The organism is Photobacterium sp. Alg240-V54 (assembly GCF_900537155.1).
Lineage (GTDB): Bacteria > Pseudomonadota > Gammaproteobacteria > Enterobacterales > Vibrionaceae > Photobacterium.
The window spans coordinates 315,465-339,199 of the sequence record NZ_UNRL01000001.1; the positions used below are offsets into that span (position 1 = coordinate 315,465).

Below are 23,735 nucleotides of genomic sequence, written 5' to 3' on the forward strand. Positions count from 1 at the left end.
GCCAATTGTTTATCTCATCATGACATTACAGCGTCTATCTTTAATAAATAAGTACACATATTTATTAAGGTGACATTATTCGTATGAGTCCACTCCAGTCAACCGATAGTCAATTTAAGCGTGCACAAGCTAGTGATAGTAGTGTCCTTAGTGAATGTATTTATGAAAGCTCACATGAACTAATGGACTTTATGTTCACTTCTCGTAGTGAAGCCATTCCGACACTAACTAAACAAGTATTACAACCTCGAGGATTATTTAGTTATCGCTTTGGGTATGTTTATTATCATGATAACCACATTAAAGGCACTGTCGTCGGTTATACTAAGCAACATATGCAGCAGCAAGAGCTTATTGGTGCAATCCAATTATTAATTGATACTCCTTTAAAACTAAAATGGCATTTATTAACCACAGTGCGTAAAGCGTTAAATAATTATGTGCCCTTACCTTCTGAAGATGCATTTTATATTAATAATATTGCTGTCTTTGATGAGTATAGAGGCCAAGGTATTGGTGCTGACATACTTGATAGTTTATGTAATTGGTTACAAAAACAAAATATTTCTAGTATTGAACTCGATGTTACTCAGTGTAATAAAGGCGCAATTAATTTTTATCAACGTTATGGTTTTCATATTATATCTCAATCGGGTTCAGATGAATTAGAACAACAATTTCAACTGCCGATATTACTAAGAATGCGTTATTTTATTCCAACGAGTAACCTAGCTAAATCCTCACCTCGCTACACTAATATCATCAAAGAAGTCTCACGGCTTTACCCTATTGCTGTCGATGATATTTACGTTCCCGGCACTGTCGAACAGTTACAAGATATGCTAAAAAACACTCAAAAGCCGATTTCTATTGGTGGCGGACGCTATAGTATGGGAGGACAAATAGCCCATAGCGGTTCGTTACATATCGATATGCGTGGTTTAAACCGTATTCTTGATCTTAATGTCGAACAACAAACGATTACCGTACAAGCCGGTACGCGATGGCGAGATATTCAAGCATGTATTCAGCACCATGGGCTCGCGATAAAAATCATGCAAACTTATGCTAATTTCACTATTGGTGGATCATTAAGTGTAAATTGTCATGGGCGTTATGTCAGTTTAGGACCTTTAATTTTATCAATAAATTCTATTGTGTTAATACTTCATAATGGCAAGCGTATCAATGCCTCCCCCGCCACAAACAGTGAGCTCTTTTATGCGGCAATTGGTGGTTATGGAGCGGTCGGGATCGTCGTAGAAGCGGAATTATCATTAACGACTGATTGTCATATTGAACGTTTACATAAAAAAATGCCATTAAGTGATTACCCCGCTTTTTTTAAACATCAAATCAATAATAATACCAAAGCTATTTTCCACAATGCCGACATACTCCCACCTCGATTTGATAAAATTCATGCAGTTACGTGGTCACAAACAACCAAGCCCGTTAATGTATCTCCTCATAAAGAACGAAAGCTGTATTTACTCGAGAAATACATGTTATGGACAATTACAGAGTCACCATGGGGCCACTGGCGTCGTGAATATATCTATGAACCATTAATGTATTGGAATAAAAAAATCACAACTCGTAACGAGGAAGCTAATTATAATGTTGCTGAACTAGAACCGATTTCACGAAATCAAAATACTTATGTTCTGCAAGAGTATTTTATTCCAGTTGATCGTATTGATGACTTTACGCCAATAATGACCGAAATTCTTAATCGTTATCATGTTAAAGCGGTTAACGTTTCCATTAGACATTCTCATGCAGATCCTGGCTCACTGCTAGCTTGGGCGCGTGAAGAAGTATTTGCTTTTGTATTATATTACAAGCAACAAGCCAGCGATGCTGAACAACAAAAAGTCGCTATTTGGACTCGAGAACTGATTGAAGCTGCAATTAATGCTGGCGGTTGTTATTACCTTCCTTATCAACCCCACGCTCGTTATGACCAATTTCATCGCGCTTACCCGAATGCAGCAGCTTTATTTGCATTAAAAGACAAATGGGATCCACACTATCGGTTTCGCCATTGCTTATGGGAGAAGTATTATCGTCAAACAGATGATATCGCTATTTTCTCGCGAGCTGAGTGTGGCCAATCTGCATTTCGGCAAGTATTTAGTACCATTAATGGTAGAGACGATTTCTATCTTTTTCTACAAAATATTTATCATCTCTACCCTGAGCATTTATTCCATGCGCTTATTAGCCAATGCTGCCAACGGTTTACTACAGATAAAGACATTTACCATGAAATTCAATACGGTCTTAGAGATATAAAACCCAAATTGGCGGATATTACCTACGCTCTTCCCGCATTAGCAAAACAAAAAAAAGAAATGGCATGTCAAACTTCAACTATTTTAGCCACCACGGAAACACTGAAGGGGTATTTAGAGATTGGTTCCACTGGCCGTTATGTCAAAACACTACAAAAACAGCTGTCTATCTCTGGGCCAATTTTTTTATGTAATGATATTGTACCTGATAACTCGCCAGCAGAGATTGCAGAGCGCGGTAGTATTAAACCCGTAGGTCACTTTTTTGATCTCGCCAATTATGAGCCATTACCTGCCGAGACAATTGCTAACGCATCACTTGATTTAGTCAGTTGCTATATTGGATTACATCACTGCCCACCCCATAAATTAGACGCTTTTATTGCATCAATTGCTCGAGTATTAAAGCCTGGAGGACGGTTTATTTTACGTGATCATAATGCAGAAAATATACCTATGCAGACATTTTGTGCATTAGTCCATACCGTGTTTAATGCCGGTTTAGGTGTAAGTTGGGCTGAAAACAAAACCGAATTGCGTAACTTTCAAGGACTAGATTATTGGATCACAGCATTAGCTAAACATAATCTAATTAATAGCCAGCAATACTTACTTCAACAACATGATCCCTCACTCAACACCTTGATGCGATTTGATAAAAAGATTTAAACAAATAATTAAGATAAAAAACACGATGAATAGACGAGTATTTATTTACCGTCTTTTATCCTTAATCACACTCAATTTAATACTCATGAAATAAAAGTTAATAAAAACGTCAATAAATCTGACATATACCCATGCCAATATTATGGTTTTTAGACGTAACGGTATTAATAGGCATGTTCACAAGACGATTATTCTTAAAAGGTACAGTGGCAACAATGGTCGCTACCTATTTGACTGGCTGTAATTCAAGTAGCAGCAACAGTAACGACGATAAAGACAATACGCATCAAGATTGGAAATTGGTCATTTTACCTGATACTCAAAAATACTCTGAAAATAGCCCTGAACGTTACTTATCTCAAACTCAATGGATTGCTGATAATTGGAAAAATGAGCGTATCCCTTTTACGATCCATTTAGGTGATTTGGTTGAGCACGACGATCAACCAACAGAATGGCAAGCAGCAACCCAAGCAATGGACATACTTGGCGCCTCCGAAAATACCCCTTACTCTGTTTTATGTGGTAATCACGATTTAGCTGAAGGTGACAAATATGATGTTAATCGAAAAGATAGCGAACCGTTCCTAAACTATTTTTCTCAAGATAAGCTTTTATCAGTAACAACTTGTATTGCTGTTAGTGAATGTGGTTTTAACAGTTGCCACCTCTTTACAGCACCCAATAGCGATCAGCAATTTTTAGTCTTTGCTATTGATTGGAATCCATCACCACAAACATTTGATTGGGCACAACAAGTTCTCGATGATTATAAAGAAATACCCGCTATCTTCTCGACCCATCAATTATTAAATATTGATAGTGATGGTAAAAGCCCACTTATCACCTCAAAAGGCTTTGAATTTTGGATAGACTTTATCCACAAAAATGACCAAATATTCTTAACTATTAATGGTCACCATCATGGCGCTGCTAATATGGTTGCTCAAAATGCCTACGGTCGTGATGTACTGATGATGGTCGTTGACTATCAAGCCATGTATTGGGGTGGAAATGGTATGTTGCGTACTGTTGGCTTTGACTACAGTAATAATAAATTAGTTATACGCTCCTTCTCACCTTGGGTACAGAATATACCAGAAGATGAACGCACCCCCTTCGATCTTCCAGATCTGACTGACGAATGTAACCAGTTTGAGTTTCCAATTAATTTCAATGAACGTTTTAATAATTTAAATGAAGGCGAGCTTATTACTCCTTCGGGGCTTATAGATGGCACTATTGGTTACTGGTTGTTAGATAAAGAAAATATGATGCGTGTTGATAATGAAGGCGATATCACAACCATGTTTCAAGATCTATCCGGTAATGGTAGTCATTTTAAAATGGAGCCTAGAAAAGCAAATCAAGACGCTTTAAATAGCTATTTTGAATTTTCGACCTCAAAACCTAATAGCGGTAATTCATCTGGGTCCATTTTACTTAAAGGAAATAAAGCTACAGATAGCGGCGCTTATTTATCAACACTCGGTACGGCTATTACGCAAAACAACTGGGAGCAAGGCTATACCATCGAAACTTTTCTCCAGCTACCTGATGATTGGGAGAGTGATCGCTCTCGCTGGGGAGGTATTTTTTGCCAACAAGCCAGTTGTAATGATTTTACCCCTAACAGCGGTGAAGATCCGGCTGTTGTAATGGCTATTTCCTCCTTACGCGAAATGCAATGGGTAACTATGGACAATAAAAAACAAGATACAACAACAGCTTGGTCGTGGGATCTCGGCACCTCACGTTGGTTCCATATCGCTATAATTAACGATGGTCGATTCACAAAAATGTACATTGACGGCATTGAAGTTATGCGTAACCCAGAGCAACAAAGTACCGGTATTGCTATTAAAGAAAATGCTAATTGGTTAATTGGTTCCTCTTGTTCAAATGATGAATTACATAATCCATTATATGGCTATGTTAGTGAGTTAAGAATAGTCAATCGTGCTCTGACGCTTAATGAATTACTCTTTAATAACTAAATGCGTTCGAATTAACAGGCCGCTAATCTTCCCAATAGAGAGCACAGACTGAACTAAGAGGCAATTGTATCGGGGTGGAAGCACCCTATTCTCGCGATCTTTACACTCGCTACTCAAAACTCGCTTCACCAAAATACAGACGTAAAAAAGCCCGCAATTGCTTGCGGGCTTTTCTATTTGGCTCCCTCTACTGGACTTGAACCAGTGACATACGGATTAACAGTCCGCCGTTCTACCAACTGAACTAAGAGGGAATTATATGGTGGTGGGAGAAGGATTCGAACCTTCGAAGGCAGTGCCGGCAGATTTACAATCTGCTCCCTTTGGCCACTCGGGAATCCCACCGAAATTTAATGGTGCCGACTACCGGAGTCGAACTGGTGACCTACTGATTACAAGTCAGTTGCTCTACCTACTGAGCTAAGTCGGCACACTAATTTCTTTTTATTGCCAAGCCTAAACTCAACAATTAAATTTGGCGGAGAGATAGGGATTTGAACCCTAGATACGCTATAAACGTATGCCGGTTTTCAAGACCGGTGCTTTCAACCACTCAGCCATCTCTCCAATGCCGCGAATAATAGCGGCTTCCAATTACCCTGTAAACCCTTTATTTATAAAGAATAACTCAACCGAACAGCATTTATTCAATTCGAGCCTTCTCTGATCAGACATGGACACTATTTACGTATTATCTTGACGTCGATAATTGGCTGACTGCAATAATATGTCATAAAAAGCTTTCGCAGCAGGGCCAGTCTTAGCTGCTTTAGGAAGCGTTAAATGCATCGGTACTTGATATTTTTGCGCCTGCTCAACCTCAAGCACAACCACTTGAGCATTTTTCCTATCCCTCACCATATGTTTCGGTAAACGGCAATAACCAACACCTTGTTCTACAGCTTGAAATGCATGATCAAAATTATCAACGGTAATACGCTGTCTCGACTTCAACCAGCCAACATCCTGCTGACGTTTTTGCGTCGGTTCACAACCTAAATCTCTGATCACTATTTGAGGCAGCATCGACATATCAGTAAGAGATACTCTAGTTTTTAATGCTAATGAATGACGCTTAGCCACTATTGGCACCATAGTAATGACACCAAAAGCTTCCGCTGGATAATTTGTTATCGGTAAATTAATAATTGAAATATCAGCCCGCTGATTCGTTACCATATCAGTGGTTTTTGTTAATGATGTTTCAACTACTTGAATAGATGTTGCACTATTAGCACTAATATATTGTTGCATTGGCTTATAGAGCCAAGTTAGATCACATAAATGGTCCACTGCAATGGTTATTTCAGATTCAAAGCCTCTGGAAAGCTGCTGGCTTATATCTTCTAATTCACGCGCTTGTTCTAGCATCGTCGTTGCACGTCGTAATAACGATTTACCTTCTTCTGTCAATACTGCACGACGACCTTGTACCTCAACAAGCGCAATACCTAATTGTGACTCAAGCTTTTTAACTGAGTAAATAAGAGTGGTATGACTTTTGTTTAATACAATTGCTGCCGCTTGAAAACTACCAGCACGATCGATTTCATGCAATGTTAACCACTGGTCTAAGGTACTTTTTAATCTCATCTGTCTATTTTTTTCACAGTTAAACTCAGCATTATGAACTTTTCTGTTTATTTTTTATAGTAAATAATAACTCACACACAAACTCATACATTAAAGAGACACGCAGATGACTAAGCTACTTCAAGTTGATTTCGAATTTAACGGACCTTTTGGCGAGGAGATGACTGTAGCATTGATGGATCTTGCTAAATCCATCAATCAAGAGCCTGGAATGATTTGGAAAATTTGGACTGAAAACGCACAACAAAAATTAGGTGGTGGAATCTATCTTTTTGAAACTGAAGCAACGGCAAAAGCCTATTTAGCGATGCATACTGTACGCTTACAGCAATTAGGCATATCTCAAGTACGTGGTGTTATTTTTGATATTAATCAGTCACTCACCAATATTAACCAAGGCCCAACAACTGATAGCTTCTCGCACTAAGGCCCCAATATGACGAATAAAACATTTTTAACATTCCATGGCTGTATTTATTTAATGTTTTCATTAGCGCTATTTTTTATTCCAACGATTATATGGCCTATGTATGGCGTTGAAATAAATGATAAATATGCTTACTTTTTATCACAACATACCACCATTTTTTTAGGCGGCATTGCAGCTATTAGTTTACTGCTAAAAGATATTGAGGCTGGTATTACTGCGAAAAAACTATTCACCGCGCTATTAATTTTAAATATTTTAGGGGCTTTAATTACAATTTATGCTGGTGTAACGGGTATTTTTGTTGGTTTCGGTTGGAGTGATCCCGCTTTTTTCATTATTCTTTCGATTTTTACTTATCTACAATTAAAAAAACAATAAAAGCAACATAGATAGCACTAAGAAGGAGTTTCATAGAGGCAGAAGCTAGCACTCTGCTCTCGCGATCTCGAAACTCGAAACTCGAAAACTCAAATCCTCGCTTCACCAAATCCCAAACGTAAAAAAGCCCGCAATTGCTTGCAGGCTTTTCTATTTGGCTCCCTCTACTGGACTTGAACCAGTGACATACGGATTAACAGTCCGCCGTTCTACCAACTGAACTAAGAGGGAATTATATGGTGGTGGGAGAAGGATTCGAACCTTCGAAGGCAGTGCCGGCAGATTTACAATCTGCTCCCTTTGGCCACTCGGGAATCCCACCGAAATTTAATGGTGCCGACTACCGGAGTCGAACTGGTGACCTACTGATTACAAGTCAGTTGCTCTACCTACTGAGCTAAGTCGGCACAAAATTTCGTTATACAGCATATTAATAAATAACACTGCATCTTTATGTTGGCGGAGCGGACGGGACTCGAACCCGCGACCCCCGGCGTGACAGGCCGGTATTCTAACCAACTGAACTACCGCTCCAATTCTTTATAAAACTCGATTACATCGAATCTCTAGAATTTGGCGGAGAGATAGGGATTTGAACCCTAGATACGCTATAAACGTATGCCGGTTTTCAAGACCGGTGCTTTCAACCACTCAGCCATCTCTCCAATGCCGCGAATAATATAGTCGATAACGGTAGCTGTAAAGTAATAATATTCAAAAAACCACCAGCTGCATTTTTATTAATCAATGAAAACTAAAAACGACCAAAACAAGAACAATAAAGCATCATTCATACACTTTCATCACAAGTAACCGTTATTACAACTATAATGACGACAACACACCTAACTTATGCTCTCATAAAAACAATTAAAGCAGCATAACCACCTAATTATATCCAATATAACGATAATCTATGTTGCTTACATCGATATCAAACGAAATCCTTGTCTACACAAGATAATATACACTTTAGCATTTTATGCTATTTATCAAGCCTTACCAGAATAACAGTAACAATTTGTTTATTAACGATATTTATCATAAACCAATAATAAAACATCATGCTTAGTGTTTATCTTAATGTAATTTTCCGTTTAAAAACCATTAAATACATGATAAAAAGTAGTTAATATATTTAACATTTTTATATCTTTACAAGTACAAATATTAAACCTTTATCTTATTCTCTTAAATAATTATGCACTGTAAATATATTATCTATTAAAAATCAAACGCTTTTATTTATAAACACAGGATTACGTATGGATACAACATCATCAACAACACCAAATCGAGGAACATGGAGTTCAAAGATTGGCTTCGTGATGGCAGCAGCAGGATCTGCTGTAGGTTTAGGTAACATTTGGAAATTCCCTTACACTGCAGGTGAGAATGGCGGTGGTGCGTTCGTCGCTATATATCTATTATTTGTTATCGTGATTGGTTTTAGTGTGATGCTAACAGAATTTGCTGTTGGTCGAAAAACAGGATTATCAGCAGTCGGAGCATTTAAAACAACAGATCGTCGCTGGACTTTTGTGGGCATTCTAGGCGTACTTAGTGGTCTATTGATCATGGGTTTCTACCCTGTTGTCGGTGGCTGGGCCATTGCCTATATCTATAAAGTTTCTACTGGACTATTAAGTCAACCCGACGCGATTGGTGACAGTTTTAGCGGTTTTATTGCTAATCCTCTGCAACCTCTATTTTGGATGGGACTATATCTCTTCTTTAATATTTTAGTGGTTATGCGCGGTGTTTCTGGCGGTATTGAGAAAGCCGGTAAAGTATTAATGCCACTGTTATTTATCATTTTAATGATTGTATCAATCAAAGGATTAATGTTACCTGGTGCAATGGCAGGATTAGAGTTCTTGTTTAAGCCCGATTTTTCAAAAATTGATAGTTCCGTTGTATTAGCAGCATTGGGACAAGCGTTCTTCTCATTAAGCCTCGGTATGGGCTGTATGCTGACTTATGGTAGTTATCTACGTAAGCAAGAAAACCTAGTACAAACAACAGCAATGGTTACCGCAATGGATACAAGTGTCGCTCTACTTGCTGGTATCGCAATGTTCCCTGCCATGTTTGCTTTTGGCATGGAACCTTCAGCTGGCCCAGGTTTAGTGTTTGTTGTAGTACCACAGCTGTTTGCCGAAATGGGTGAAATTGGCTTAGTACTCGCTATTTTGTTCTTTATCGGATTAAGCGTGGCTGCACTTACATCATCAGTATCGTTACTTGAAGTTGTTGTTGCTTACTTAATTGATGAAAAAGGCTTTAGTCGTATAACTGCGGTATTAACAGCCAGTGGTGTAATGGCACTACTGTGTATCTTAGCGTCTTTATCCATTGGTGGATTTGGTCCAACTCTATTCCATACTGGTGCTTTTGATATTTTTGATTTGTTAACCGATAAAATCTTCCTTGCCATTGGCGGTATGTTGGTATGTTTATTTGCTGGCTGGCGTTTAGATCGTAGTGAATTGAAAAAAGAAATCACGAATGACGGTAAGGTTTCGTTCCCACTGTTTAATGTGTGGTATATGTTGATCAAATATATCATTCCAGTAGCTATCGCAATTGTTGCTATTGCTGGCGTAAAAGCTGGCTTTGATAGTAATAAAGGTGAGATTATGATCCTTGGTTTAATTATCATTGGTCTATGCGGGGTTTTCTCAAAGAAACTCTAACGATCATAAACATATAACCCTCTTTGCCGCTGATTATTATCAGCGGCTTTTTTAATTGTCTAAATAAGTCATTTTTTAGATCCTTGTTGCCATTTGTGGTTACAGGTACACTCTGCTAATCATTAACATTATACTCATAAGGGATTATCCATGAAAAATATTATCGCATTTATCTTATTAGGAATGGTTGTAACTGGCTGTGCAGGATCTCAAGGTACTACGATTCAAACCCATGGCAGTATTGAAGCAAGACAAAGTATTAATTAATCATCGTCATCATAATTATTGTTATAAACCGAGCCAAGACTCGGTTTATATTTTATTAGATTGCTCTCAATTCATTGAAATACTGCTTTAACTTATTTAAAAAATATAGCCGTTCATCAGCTGTTCCATGATCGAGAACGTTATAAGCTTCCTGTAATAATGCTAATTCACTACCATTATTTTCAGTAACCGTTAATTCCTTAGCCTCTTTAGCTAGTATTAATTGTGCTCGTTCTGATAACAGCATTAAATCAATTGATAATCCAGCTAACGACAGTAACTTCCGCCAAGCCGTATACGGTATTTGCTGATCGCGACTACTACCAAGCCAGCTATTAAGGGTTCTATTACCTTTTGCTGTCACCCCTAGTTGAATCGATATCTCTGTTTTAGATACTCCAAGGGTTTCAACTAAATAATTTACAACACATTGAACTTGCTGTTTCGTTGGCGCTATATAATTGTTATCCGTAATTGATAATAAACACTCGCTGTCAGGATTGATTACCTCACAGCCAACCATAAACATTTGTTTTATATGAGCATCAGCAGTAACACGTAACATATCCATATATTCAACGCGAGTACAATGTTGCTCAAAATCACTAAAAAGCTCTTCGATTGTAAAATACTGAATTTTATCTTCCATTTATGTTTTATCTTCCATTGAGTAATAAAGGCTAACATCATTAATAGTAGTCATAAGATATAACATATTAAACAGAAAACACTTTTCCTTGTCATAGTCAGTGACGTTACGTGAGCAAGATCTCATTCAAAAAAACATAAAAAACATAGGACAGCCATATCTTTACTTTAAAAATTAAAACAATTCACTGATATCTTTTAGGCTCGATCATACCTTGAGCAGATCACGGATATTAGGCTGAGTAAATGATAGCCTCTAAGCAAAAATTTATGGGTGTCCAGTACTTCTTTACTTCTTTGGAACACTTCGAACCAGCAAGTACCGCGGGGAAAATGGAATAGAATGATAAATTATTTGGTTCAAACGTAAAAAAGCCGCTATAAATAGCGGCTTTTTAATGTGTGGCGGAGAGATAGGGATTTGAACCCTAGATACGCTATAAACGTATGCCGGTTTTCAAGACCGGTGCTTTCAACCACTCAGCCATCTCTCCATGCGGCGTATAATATAGAGGACGGTATTTTATGTAAAGCGCTTATTCCAAAATGGAATCCAACTGCGCAGTTATAATACTACTTTAAACGTAATTGTATATTTTATCACAGACCAACCTTATTATTGGTACGCTATAATACTACTTAATGATCACAGGCAAACGATGCGAAATCGTTATGCACAATTTCAAGGATGATATAATGAATGCATTAATTATTGGTGGTTCTGGATCTATTGGACTTGCAGTTATCAAACAGTTATTGCTACTCAGGCCTCATGCGCACATCCATGCGACATATTTTCGCCACCAGCCCGACTATCAACATCCACACTTACATTGGCATGCGCTAGATATTACGATTGAAGCTGATATTGCTAAGCTTACTGCCCTATTACCCCAACTTGATGTGCTGATCAATGCCGCTGGCGTGCTCCATACTGCTGGGCATTTACCTGAAAAATCCATTCAACAGTTTGATGTCGATTTTTTCCAAACTAATATTCAAACAAATACCTTACCGACATTGCTACTTGCTAAGCACTTTATGGCATCATTAAAAACTTCACCGCGTAGTTATTTTGTCACGATCTCAGCCAAAGTCGGCAGTATTGAGGATAATAAATTAGGTGGTTGGATCAGCTATCGCAGCTCTAAAGCGGCATTAAATATGGCAATTAAAACCATCAGTATTGAATGGCAAACAAAATTACCTTCCTGCTGTGTGGTTGCCTTTCATCCTGGCACTACTGACAGCGCTCTTTCTCAACCTTTTCAACGCAATGTTGCTTCACATAAACTATTTACACCACAATATACTGCGCAATGTTTATTAAATATTTTATCGACGTTAACCCCTAAAAATAGCGGTCAATTTTTAAGTTATAGCGGCGACACCATTGCTTGGTAAAGATCCACTAGCGACATCAACATCAAACCATATTATATTATTATACTTCACGCTAAATTCATCATAAAATGCTGCTTTATTCGTGCTATTCGCTGCTATTTATTTCGGTAGGTATAATGAAAAACCGTTCTGTTGGCTTTGCAATGACCATCTTAATTATTGGTAATTTAGTGGCAGTGCTTTCTGATGCTTTAATTAAAACCATGGGTAAAGATGCGGCTGTATTTCAGTTTGTATTTTTTCGCCAATTGTCAGCGGTAATCATCTTACTGCCCTTTTGTTTACGCGCCACCAAACAGAGCTTTTTAATTGGCTTAAAATGGCATTGTGTACGCGCGCATGTATGGTTATTAGGTGCGGTGTTTATGGTGATCTCTTTAAACACACTGCCGCTAGCCACTGCAAACGCTATTTTCTATGCTGCTCCCTTGATCATGCTTCCGCTCGCCATGGCGATGTATGGTGAAAAGCTAACTCGCTATTCTATCGCCGCAGGTATTATTGGCTTTGCGGGTGTATTAGTTATTGTACGCCCAACCGATATTAGTTGGGCTGCTTTTGGTGCATTAGTGGTTGCCTTTACCATTGCCGTTAATAACCTTTTTATTCGTAAACTCCCGACCGAGCAGAGTGTTGCTCAGACCTTACTGCTGACGAACTTAATCGGTATGCCAGCATCACTGGCGTTAGCACTATGGGAAAATAAACCATGGGACTGGTCGCCACTGATTACAGCATCAGGCTCAAGTGCATTAATTTTGGTGTATGCGGCAACGTGTGTCGTGGCTTACCGTGCTGCAGAAAGTAATAAAATAGCCAGTGCAGAATACAGTGGCTTAATTGGTGCGGTGATCGTGGGCTATTTATTGTTTAATGAAGTACCTGATATCACCACATTAGTGGGAACAGTAATGATCATAGCGCCACTATTATGGTTAGCCAAAGTTGAATCAAAACAGCATAAAAAAGATTCAATTCAAGCAATTGCTGTTAATGAATAATAAAAAAGCGATAACCATTAGGCTATCGCTTATATTCATTTTCGCTTTACTGCCTAATAAGCAATTATGCTAACGCTTTATTAAAGCCATCAAGCACTGCTACCGTATTATGGCCTAAGTCATCAACCGCGTAGCCACCTTCAAATACAAATAATGTTGGAATATTTAATAAACCAATCATCCAGCCAATCTTTGTATAATCATTACGTAACAGCTTAAAATAACTGATCGGATCGTCTGCAAAAGTATCCATACCTAATGATATAATTAACGCTTCTGGCTGATATTCTGCAATACGAGCCAATGCGGTTACTAAAGCGGGCTCATACACTGACCAATCGGTTGTATTAAGCGGTAACGGCAAATTGAGATTAAAACCTAGACCTTCACCTTCACCCTCTTCGTCAGCAAAGCCAAGGTAATGAGGATAATCGTAATCTGGATCACCATGAATCGATGCAAACAATACATCGCTACGATCATAGAAAATACTTTGCGTACCATTACCGTGGTGATAATCAATATCCAATACTGCTACGCGCTTTGCCCCTTGACGAATAAAGCTTTCCGCTGCAATTGCGGCATTATTTGCATAACAATAGCCACCCATTAAATCAGGTGCCGCATGGTGACCTGGTGGTCGACATAACGCAAACACAGCATGCTCGCCTTGCTTAATTAAATCGACTCCTGTTAATGCACACTCTGTCGCAGCGACAATCGCTTTCCAAGAACCCGCCGTGATCGCAGCAGTCATATCGAAACTGTAGTAACCTAAACGGCCTTCGATATCTTTTGGAATACGATTTCGTAGATGGCGCGCAGGTGCAAAGCAGTATGGTGAGGCATCATGCACATCACCAAACGCCTCAACCCATTGATCCCAACAACTTGCAAGAAAATCAACGTAATCATCCGTGTGCACCCAACGCATCGGTGCATCACCGTAGCTATTAGGTTCTACCATCGTAAAACCACCATGACTATTAAGTGCATTAAGCACCATGTCAGCACGTTCTGGCTTTTCAAAACATGGCGTTGCTTCACCATTTAAAAATTCAAAACGTACATGATGTAAACGTTGTTTTTCCGTGTAAATAACTTTCATTATTTCTTCAACTCCATCCAATAGCGTTGGTAAATGGCTGTCGCTTCACCAACATCGGCCAAAAATTGACCTTGTTGCTTAATCGCTTTGGTTGGGAAAATAATATCACTATTACGAATATTGTCAGGAAGATTATTTAATGCCGCTAAATTTGGCGTTGCATAACCAATTTCAGTGACTATTTTGGCTTGATTTTCTGGCTTTAATAAGAAATTAATGAATTGATATGCAGCATCTTGTTGCTTACTCGCAGCAGGAATGACCATATTATCCATCCAGAAGATAGTGCCTTCTTGCGGATACACAAATTTCAGTGCAGGATTTTCATTTGCTGCACGCACAGCGGTGCCATTCCATTGCATACCAACAGACACTTCACCGGCAATGTAGGGAATATGCGGTGCATCGGAATTAAACAATGCAACATTTGGCATTAAGCTTTTCAGCGTTTGATAAGCTTGCTTAATTTCAGCTTCATCACGGCTATTTACACTATGGCCATTCATGATCAGCGCCATACCAAACACATCACGCGGATCGTCAGTTAATAATACACTGCCTTTAAACTCAGGCTTCCATAAATCTTTCCACTGCGTGACTTGCTTACCATCAACCACATCACTGTCATATCCTAATGCAGTGCTACCCCATAAATAAGGAATAGAGTATTGGTTATTAGGATCAAATGGCTGATTTAAAATCGTGCTATCTAACTGAGAAAAAGCGGTTATTTTGCTATGATCCAGTTTAGCTAATAAACCTTCATCAGCCATTTTAGAAACATAGTAGGTTGATGGAAAGACTAAATCATACCCTTTACCGTCGATCATTTTGATCTTGGTATACATCGTTTCATTACTTTCAAACGTTGAGTAGTTGACCTTGATATCCGTTTCTTTGGTAAATTGTGTCAATAATTCTGCAGGCAGATATTCTGACCAATTGTAAATATTTAATGTGGTATCAGCGAGAGCCGGTTGAGCAACAAAAGAACTAAGTAGAAGCGATGCAAGTAGATTTTTTTTTAACATTTCACCTATTACCAATATTTCAATAAAGCTCGAAATAAGCTTTTAATATTGACAATAGCATAAATAAATTTATGTCAGTTATATCGAAATTGTATGTAAATGCTACCGTTATACACATTTGCACACAACTGTGATGTCGTTATAATTCTTTTGCAACCATGCGTAAATTTGATCTTTAACACCACCCCGCTAAATGCATCATCTCACTCCATCACGGCTCATATTCCTGTGTGATAAATATTATTACTGACATTATTGAATAATAACTCGATAGACCACAGTTCCTGATTCTCCACCCGCTAAACTGCCACTTAATTCCCAAATTATATTGCCTTCATACCCTGCTATATTGGCGCCATCTGTCGTTACAACATTACAGGTTAATGAAGCAGGCATTAAGCTATTACTGCACAATACAGGTTGAGCAAGCTGAGTAAATATAGGGGTATTATCATAAACTTTCACATCGGTTATTGCTGCATTGCTAGCATTAGTGAAAGTCACAACATATTCCAATACATCACCAGGGCGCGCATTATTACTGGTTGATGTCGCACTATTTTGCGTTACATTAGTGACTGTTTTACTGAGAGTTAACTCACCTGCACCACTAAAGGTTGCTCTTACAGTATCTTTATCTAATACAGAACGCGTGATTCCATGACCGGTATTTTCTGTATCAGAAAAGGTCATATTAGCTTCAATATCGTAGTGATACTGACCATTCATTGGTACATTCATCGGCACAAACACTTTACTTAATAAACACACCGCATTGTTGCCAGTAACCGTAATTGGTGCTGAAATTTGAGCGTCTATACCATCGATAATGCCATTACAGTCATTATCACGATACAGGGTTGAGTTCCAACTGCTATTTGCTGGTGATGCGCTTAAATTAATAACTGAAAAATCAACACTTCCGGAAGTAGCGGCTGTAAATTTATGCGGTAATAAAATAGATTTACCCGGTTCAACGTCATGGAAGTTATCAGGCTCCATTCTTGGTTCTTTGACTTTACCAAAGTTCAAATTAAACACTTCATCACCAGCATTTGCATTAATGACTATTTGACTATCAATCACACTGACACTAGCTGCTTGTGGAGTGCTGCCCACATCGGCTTCACTAATATCAATCCACTCTGCTTGTTTCACCACATCGAGCAACAGATCTTTGGTTGAAAAATCGACCCCAAGGACAAACTTATAGCGGCCGTCACCCGAGGTTACTTCCGTTGCTATAACATCTCCGCTGTTGTAGCCCGTTACCCCTGTGTCGTTTAGCGTCACTGTAACCGTAAAATTGCCTAACCCAACTTCAGTTCCTTCTTGAATACCATCATGAGCAGCGTTTGCTCCACCAACACCATTATCTTCAAAAACTAAACCATTGAGCACAATGCGATTAAGCAACTCAAACCAATGATCTTCAACTTCACCGTTAGATGCTGCACCTGAGAATGTATTACAGCTATTAATGGCTGAACATAACCGCACTCGCATCACGGTATAACCATTAAATCCCTCAGCACTGGCAGCATCTAACGTGATCGCAATATTATTAATCCCCGTTACGACTGGCTCATCATCTATAAGAAACTCATTGGTATCGGTAAAGACACCATTATTGTTTAAATCAACCCAGATACTCACAAAACCGCTACCTACAACATCAAGAGCTAGATTGGTGCTTGTTTCGACCACAATCTGATTAGGAATCGTTAGGTCTTCATCATCCTGACCATTGGTGTCATCCCCTGATGCATCAGCGGTGAACCACTGCCCGAATTCTGGATCCCAACGGTTACCTAAATAAAGATCAGCACTACCATCAACAGCACCGTCCCAGTAAGCATGACTGGCTTCACCATATGTATCAGCAGCATCACCATAATCGGTAGAATCGTAACACCCTGCACCATCATTACCTTGCAAACTGCCTCGATCAGATGCCGTCACATACTCAACTTCATTGGTGATCACGTTAACGCGGTAAACCACAGCACGATCATTGAGATCAATGGTGCCATTATTATCGCTATCGTGATTACCACCATTGGTAATGGCATACAAACTTATCCCATTATCCATCACTAATGCGCCAGCTTGTAGCTTGAGATTGAGATCGAGCGTTGGCTCTGCACCAAAGTATATTAATGGCTGCGATGTTATCGCACCAGTGGTTAAATCAATCTGATAAAGCGCATCACCATTTAAATCGAGAACGTAACCATTCCCTGATTGACTGCTAATGGCTAAATCAGCACCCACATCGATTGGCCCGCCACCAATAGAACCGCCCATTACACCGATACTTAATGGTATAGTAGTAAAGGTTTGTGTTGCTAAGTTAACTTTAACTAAAGAATCCCAAGAAGTACGCCAGATAATCAGATGATTACCATCTATCGTCACATCGCCTGCGGTGGGTGAACTTAGGGTTGTTGACGTTGCTGATGTGGTTGAATAACCACTATTACGCAGTGAATCACCCGCGCTAAAGCCAAAGGTTTCACCATCTTGAAGGCGACGAATAGTGGCCGAAGACTCAGCACGTATTTCCCCTAAATCAATAAAGCTGGTGCCTGTTTTATCCGTCACAAATAAATGATGAATACGCTCAGATTGAGACATATCGGTAAAAGTACCGTAAATTAATCCATCAACACGGTTAAAACCGATAGCGTTCAAATTGGCAATATTAGTCTGATTAGTGATCGCAACAGGATCAATAATATTGGAGAATGTAACCGGATTACTTGGCACATCTAATGAAGTGTAAGTATAAGTACTGCTACTCACTGGACGAATGGTTTGTAAAATACTGTCACACTGATTATTCCCCACCAGATCAGAAATTAATATGCGATAGTCTTCAACCTCACCATCATTGGCGCGTCCGACAGGACTATTACAATCAACATCGCTACATAGGCGAATACGCAGGTAGCTATAACCAACAACCGCACTATTAGGGATCAGCACATTGTAATTATTGTTACCTATATTCGCACTTGCATCACTAATGATTTGTTCCCCTGAATCATCCCAATCACCATCAAGGTTTAGGTCTAACCAGCCGTAAAGACGTTGCCCAGTTCCCAAACGCGCACCATCTTCAACAACATTGATATTTATCGCTACGTTTTGGCCTTTATTAGCAATAAATGGCACAGTAACACCATCTTCATCAGCAATATTATGATTGTTATCAGCGGTAGCATGAATATTTTGCAGATCACCAAGATCAGCATCCCACAAATTACCTAACCGTAAGTCAATAAAGCCATTGTCATCACTGTCTACCTGCACATGGTGAGCACCATTGTGGTCATATTGAGTGGTATAATCATTGATTGCGGTACCGGTAGTTGTATCAACAGCATCACCAAAATCAGACCCTAGAACATTTGGCGCATCGGTAAAACAGCCTTTTTGAAGGTTATAGCCATCTCCAGTACTACCCGTGAAACCAAACCGCACCATGTTATTACCAATGTCATTACGAATATCTCGCGTAAACTGGCCAATCATGACGCCATCCATGTAATAGGTAAATTGGTTGGTGGTCGGATCCCATTCAAATTGCGCAATATGGTAACGTCCATCTTCAAGCTCGCCCCCTGCAACAGACGTTGCAGCAATTAAAGTATTGGCAGCGCTTGGGGTGTAAACATCACCGTTAAGATAAACGCCTGTATGATCGATAAATTGTCCACCGACAGCATCATCGGTTGCGCCAATAAAGGTATTATCAAAGGTATCAAATTCAAACACTATTGATGGTGAAACAGGTGTCGCCCCAAAAATATCGCCAACACCTAACCCACCACCAAAAGACCCCACGGCATTCAAATCGCGTGAATCAGCAGAAAGCACAAAGGCCATACCATCAGCACCACTTTCAATGCCGTTTGGACAACCTGTATTACAGGCTCTATCACCTAAATACACCGCTAATTCAGCATACATTGGCTGGTTTAAATCAATGTAATCGTAGCTCCATAAATACCCTTGCTGATTGGTTTGCGCTTCGGTAACAACATATTCGCCATTAGCCGATAAATACGCATCGCCACCTTCATAAACAACTGGCGCTTCACAAATATTGGGTTGCACGATATTGGTAATATTAGGTGTGACTACATCGGTATCATCTTCGCCATTACCAAAACCATTATTGGGGGTCGAATCAATATCATTAATCGCTGCTTGAATAATTTCAGCATGGATTGCAGGCGCAGTTGCTGATTGTGGCGCCAAACGAATCACCGCATAATCATTAAAGCCAAGCCCGACAGCACCAATATCGAGCTCACCTGTGATTGAATCATAGATTGATGTTAGCGTAACGCCATCGCCTTCATAAGCACGAACAAAACTGTATCCAGCAGGAATAGGCAGTGTCACCTTGGTATTTAACGCAATAGTCGTACCTGCATTAGCAACGCTAACCACTACATTAAACGGAATCCCCAACGTAACATTCACCCCAGGTTCTAGATCTAAAGTTAGGGATAAATCACCTGGCGGTTTAAGCGATATAGTATGATCTTCAACTTCACCATCGCCTGAACTGCCTAATGGCGTATCACAACTTTCACCACTGGAACAAACACGTAAACGGACATAGGTATCAATAATTTCAATATCAGCGGGCACTGTAAAATTCAAGATGCTATTGCCTGATGCCGTAACCGCCACCGATGCCCTTTCATCCGCTTCAAAAGTGCCACTGTTATCAAAATCGATCCAGCCATAGAGGTTATCATTGCCTGACGATACAACAGGTATTGACAGGGGCAGCGTACTACCACCAGATAAGATTGTTGTTATGGATGGCTGAATAAATCCATCTTCATCATCGGGTATTAGACCATTGTTATCATCCCCATCAGCGATTGTTGTAGGTTGTCCATCATTTTCATTGTCAGGAGAATTACTGCCTAGGTAAGGTAAACCAATATCCGTTTGATGCCGTGGCCCATTACTAGTTAAATCGGTACCGTATGTATTGGGTGAATCAGCAAAATCTGTCGGAACAGGCGCATAACGACAACGTGCGCCATCGTTTCCACTTGCGGATTGACCATTGGTTAAAAACGTTGCATTAACTAACGTTGATGATGGAGCTGATAAATTTGAAAGATCAAATCGCCACAACGCACCATTACTATTATTTGAGGCATACATGAAACCTATATTATCGAAATATACGGCGCCAACAGCACTACTTGTTGTCATATTGCTTTGACCAACATTGGTAACGGCAACACTATAAGTATTGGTAGATCGATCAATGGTTAAATCGAATTTATATAGCTTTTTATTACCTGTTACCCCCCACGCCGTTGAGGTATCAAGTGGGTGAATAGCAATATCACCCAGAGAAATATTGGTTTGAGCAGAACGCCCTAAATATTGTCCGTATGTTTCAGAGTTAGGGTTTACATCTATAAAGTAAAAACGTCGTCCATCCGTTCCCCCTGAGACGAGCACAAGAATATCGTCATCTGTCACATCACCCGCTGGAAAACTGATCCCATTAATCTCAGGCACATTCAATTTTAAAATACGTTGATGAAGACGATCAAAAGCAACAATATCAGAATTTGTTGAACCGCCAGTTGGATACACTCCCCATAATATATTTTGCGCCACACTGTAACCAATACCATTATATGAAGGAGAATGTGACGAACCTAATTGAGTTTCAGATGCTGTTACAAGATTCACCTGATACAATTTTCGAGGTGTACCTTTGGTTAAATACGCACTGGTATCACAGGTTGGGAAGGTATTATTAATAACAATATCGCCGAAGTTCACATCGCTTACCACACCGGCAGTAACAGTGACGATATTCGATGTTGATGAGATATGTGTAGAGGGGTCGCCCACCGTACCACCGCCGCTTGTTCCTGTAACAGGATCAACCGTAGATTGTGTCGGTGGACACGTAGGAGAAGCAATATTGGTTTCATTAACCGCTTCATAAACCTTATATGTGCCAGCACTCCCACCCGTTATCGTATAAGCCCCTGTCGTAGGATCACTGTTTGTGGCATAACACAATCCAGTAGACGTGTTATGCGCCACAATAGGCACCGCAATACCTAATCCCGTTTCGGTACCATCCTTAACCCCATTCGTTGCCGTTCCACCGCCACTACCATCATCATTAAACACAAAGCCCGAGATTTGGGGAGCAACCACAGTTAAGAAATAATCTTCAACTTCACCATCATCAGCTAAACCTTGAGGAGAATTACAACCAACATTTGAACACGCTCTGACTCGTAAATAAGTATTTCCCACAGAGGCATCGGCAGGAACAGCAATTGAGTAATTTTGTGTCGATGGCAGTGCTGTAGAATCAAGAATAACTTGTTCTCCAGCATCGTTCCAATCACCGTCTTGATTCCAATCAGCCCATGCATAAAGTTGTAAACCGACCAGCGTAGATTCAGGATCTTTGGTAATTGTGACTGCTAAATCTAGTGAGCCCCCACGAACAAATGTATCTGTCCATGTCACACCATCTTCATCATTATTATTATCAACGTTATCTGAATTAGCGCCGATATTTTGCAAACTACCGTCATCAAAATCCCACAGTGTACCGAGGCTAATATCATTTTGACTATCATCATCAGTATCAGTAAAAGCATGCCCTGCTCCACCATTATCAAATGTCGTTTGATAATCACCGTTAGCCGTTGACGTTGATATATCTGGCGCATCACCTAAATCATAATCATCAGCAATAAAGATAGCGCCGCCAACGGTACTGAATAATAATCGTACCGAATATGCGGTTGCACTATTAACAACACCTAAGTCCCACTGAACACCGATACCATTATCCGTTCCGGTATTAGTGTCTAAGGTATTATTTAAATGGAAAGGAGCAGAACCTAAGTTACTCCCCAGCATGGTGCCATATGACCCTGAAAAGTAACGATCCCAAGAGCGATCTAATTCTAAATAGCCCATAAATTGATCATCAATACTATAATTTTTGGTCACGCCCACTAACGAATATGGCGCAGTCCCTGGTTGATAATTTGCAGAGTTATATGGTAATGTAAAAGCAGCACCTGCATCACCACCATTTAAATATGTGTCAAAACCTTGTGATAAACCAATATTAGCGGTATTTGAATCATCAAAAGACTCTAAGCAATAGTGCTGATCGAAATATTCGTTACCATTTTCATAGGTGACTTGAGTAATAATTTTTATGTCACTGCCATCATAACTATTATTACCATTACGATCCCAATATCTTGATGACCAAATAGAAAAAGGATCAACTTCAGTGCCACTGCCTGTTACTGAACTCATTAAAAAATCTTTATAATTACAATATTCACCTGAGCTTCCATCCTCAACATGCATATAAGGAAAAGTACTACCACAACTATAACTATTCTGTTGGTAAGATTGCCGCTGGCCATTTTTAAAAACACCATTACCACCAGCTGCAATATGATGAATGACTAATGGCGAACCACTGATTGTTTCATATTGAATATTTGTTTTAGTGGTTGCGCCTACCAATCCAGAAATATTACAATCACCATCGGCTAAAACATCAGGATAATGAAAATATTGAGGTAATGGCGTAAATTGAATATCCCTTTTTCCATAAGCTAACTCTAATTCCCAATCACCACCAAATGCTTCGTTACCGGTTTTATTGATTGAGGCTAAAACGGCGACACCCGATAATTTAGCAAAATGATTTAATAACGTTTTACCTTCGTTAGTTTCTCCTAAATCACACCCCAAAAAATTGATAACACCTTGATTACCCATTATTTGACCAATTTTATTGATTCGTTGTTTATACTGGTCAATGTTCGCCAAGGTAATAATATCTTGACCAAAACGAAGCTCACCGGATTGCCCGTGGGAAAATATATCGATCGTTTTAGAGTAAGGGGTATGATTGAGATGAAAGATAAAATCATCTAATGAATTAATTACTTGATAAGACTCTATATGATTAGAGAAGAAAGGATCTGACACAATATCTTGATCAACAACCACTAATCGATTGGCCATCGGCTGTTTATCACTAAACCAATTATCACCATATATAAATATAATTAATAATACAGCACTAATAATCTTATGCATGAAGTCACCTCATAGAATCTAAGTGAAGTTATGCATGAATAAGACCAACTTAAATATTATTTTTTTTC

Annotated in this window: 12 protein-coding genes and 10 tRNA genes; 7 read left to right on the plus strand and 15 right to left on the minus strand. The window is 39.3% G+C overall.

Translation table 11 applies throughout. The annotated features are described in order from the left end of the window. Positions 1 to 83 precede the first annotated feature (83 nt). Together G6R09_RS01550 and G6R09_RS01555 are read left to right on the plus strand one after the other, a co-directional pair. Positions 84 to 2,966: a GNAT family N-acetyltransferase gene (locus tag G6R09_RS01550; protein ID WP_163920192.1), complete on the plus strand. Its 2,883-nt coding sequence runs from the start codon at positions 84 to 86 to the stop codon at positions 2,964 to 2,966. A gap of 131 nt (positions 2,967 to 3,097) precedes the next feature. Then, positions 3,098 to 4,963, plus strand: a complete 1,866-nt coding sequence (locus G6R09_RS01555; RefSeq protein ID WP_240345684.1) for a LamG-like jellyroll fold domain-containing protein — start codon at positions 3,098 to 3,100, stop codon at positions 4,961 to 4,963. 178 nt (positions 4,964 to 5,141) lie between these two features. Here the strand turns inward: G6R09_RS01555 and G6R09_RS01560 are convergent. The 5 genes from G6R09_RS01560 to G6R09_RS01580 form a co-directional block, all read right to left on the minus strand. After that, positions 5,142 to 5,217: transfer RNA gene (locus tag G6R09_RS01560), tRNA-Asn, on the minus strand. A 6-nt stretch (positions 5,218 to 5,223) separates the two neighbouring features. Continuing rightward, positions 5,224 to 5,308: transfer RNA gene (locus G6R09_RS01565), tRNA-Tyr, on the minus strand. 9 nt (positions 5,309 to 5,317) lie between these two features. After that, a tRNA-Thr gene (locus G6R09_RS01570) sits at positions 5,318 to 5,393 on the minus strand. Positions 5,394 to 5,439: 46 nt separating this feature from the next. Then, positions 5,440 to 5,530, minus strand: a tRNA-Ser gene (locus G6R09_RS01575). 117 nt (positions 5,531 to 5,647) lie between these two features. After that, positions 5,648 to 6,556, minus strand: a complete 909-nt coding sequence (locus G6R09_RS01580) for a LysR family transcriptional regulator (protein WP_163920194.1) — start codon at positions 6,554 to 6,556, stop codon at positions 5,648 to 5,650. 106 nt (positions 6,557 to 6,662) lie between these two features. On the opposite strand from G6R09_RS01580, the gene G6R09_RS01585 reads away from it, so the two are divergent. Then, positions 6,663 to 6,983 (plus strand): monooxygenase, encoded by a 321-nt coding sequence (locus G6R09_RS01585; protein ID WP_065168671.1) that lies wholly within the window; start codon positions 6,663 to 6,665, stop codon positions 6,981 to 6,983. 9 nt (positions 6,984 to 6,992) lie between these two features. Continuing rightward, entirely contained in the window at positions 6,993 to 7,364 is a 372-nt protein-coding gene (locus G6R09_RS01590; RefSeq protein ID WP_163920195.1) for a hypothetical protein, read from the plus strand. Positions 7,365 to 7,519: 155 nt separating this feature from the next. Here the strand turns inward: G6R09_RS01590 and G6R09_RS01595 are convergent. The 5 genes from G6R09_RS01595 to G6R09_RS01615 form a co-directional block, all read right to left on the minus strand. After that, positions 7,520 to 7,595: transfer RNA gene (locus tag G6R09_RS01595), tRNA-Asn, on the minus strand. 6 nt (positions 7,596 to 7,601) lie between these two features. Beyond that, positions 7,602 to 7,686, minus strand: a tRNA-Tyr gene (locus G6R09_RS01600). A gap of 9 nt (positions 7,687 to 7,695) precedes the next feature. Beyond that, positions 7,696 to 7,771 (minus strand) — tRNA-Thr (locus tag G6R09_RS01605). 50 nt (positions 7,772 to 7,821) lie between these two features. Further along, positions 7,822 to 7,898, minus strand: a tRNA-Asp gene (locus G6R09_RS01610). A gap of 40 nt (positions 7,899 to 7,938) precedes the next feature. Then, positions 7,939 to 8,029 (minus strand) — tRNA-Ser (locus tag G6R09_RS01615). Between the two features lie 600 nt (positions 8,030 to 8,629). Here G6R09_RS01615 and G6R09_RS01620 point away from each other — a divergent pair. After that, a complete protein-coding gene (locus G6R09_RS01620; protein WP_065168660.1) occupies positions 8,630 to 10,060 on the plus strand; it encodes a sodium-dependent transporter in 1,431 nt (476 codons plus the stop codon). Between the two features lie 322 nt (positions 10,061 to 10,382). Here the strand turns inward: G6R09_RS01620 and G6R09_RS01625 are convergent, their stop codons facing one another. After that, entirely contained in the window at positions 10,383 to 10,976 is a 594-nt protein-coding gene (locus G6R09_RS01625; protein ID WP_163920197.1) for a hypothetical protein, read from the minus strand. Positions 10,977 to 11,378: 402 nt separating this feature from the next. Continuing rightward, positions 11,379 to 11,469 (minus strand) — tRNA-Ser (locus G6R09_RS01630). Between the two features lie 202 nt (positions 11,470 to 11,671). Here G6R09_RS01630 and G6R09_RS01635 point away from each other — a divergent pair. Together G6R09_RS01635 and G6R09_RS01640 are read left to right on the plus strand one after the other, a co-directional pair. Further along, the gene (locus tag G6R09_RS01635; RefSeq protein WP_065177115.1) at positions 11,672 to 12,379 is read left to right on the plus strand and encodes an SDR family oxidoreductase; all 708 of its coding nucleotides are present in this window, start codon (positions 11,672 to 11,674) and stop codon (positions 12,377 to 12,379) included. Positions 12,380 to 12,495: 116 nt separating this feature from the next. Further along, entirely contained in the window at positions 12,496 to 13,380 is an 885-nt protein-coding gene (locus G6R09_RS01640) for a DMT family transporter (protein ID WP_065167092.1), read from the plus strand. A gap of 64 nt (positions 13,381 to 13,444) precedes the next feature. On the opposite strand, the gene G6R09_RS01645 is transcribed toward G6R09_RS01640, so the two are convergent. From G6R09_RS01645 to G6R09_RS01655, 3 genes are all read right to left on the minus strand, one after another. Then, positions 13,445 to 14,488 carry a histone deacetylase family protein gene (locus G6R09_RS01645; RefSeq protein ID WP_163920199.1) on the minus strand — a complete coding sequence of 348 codons (1,044 nt, stop codon included), beginning with the start codon at positions 14,486 to 14,488 and terminating at the stop codon, positions 13,445 to 13,447. Beyond that, entirely contained in the window at positions 14,488 to 15,519 is a 1,032-nt protein-coding gene (locus G6R09_RS01650) for an extracellular solute-binding protein (RefSeq protein ID WP_065167094.1), read from the minus strand. The genes G6R09_RS01645 and G6R09_RS01650 overlap by 1 nt, the downstream gene beginning before the upstream one ends. Positions 15,520 to 15,771: 252 nt before the next feature. Continuing rightward, entirely contained in the window at positions 15,772 to 23,667 is a 7,896-nt protein-coding gene (locus G6R09_RS01655) for a GEVED domain-containing protein (protein ID WP_163920201.1), read from the minus strand. Between the last annotated feature and the right edge of the window lie 68 nt (positions 23,668 to 23,735).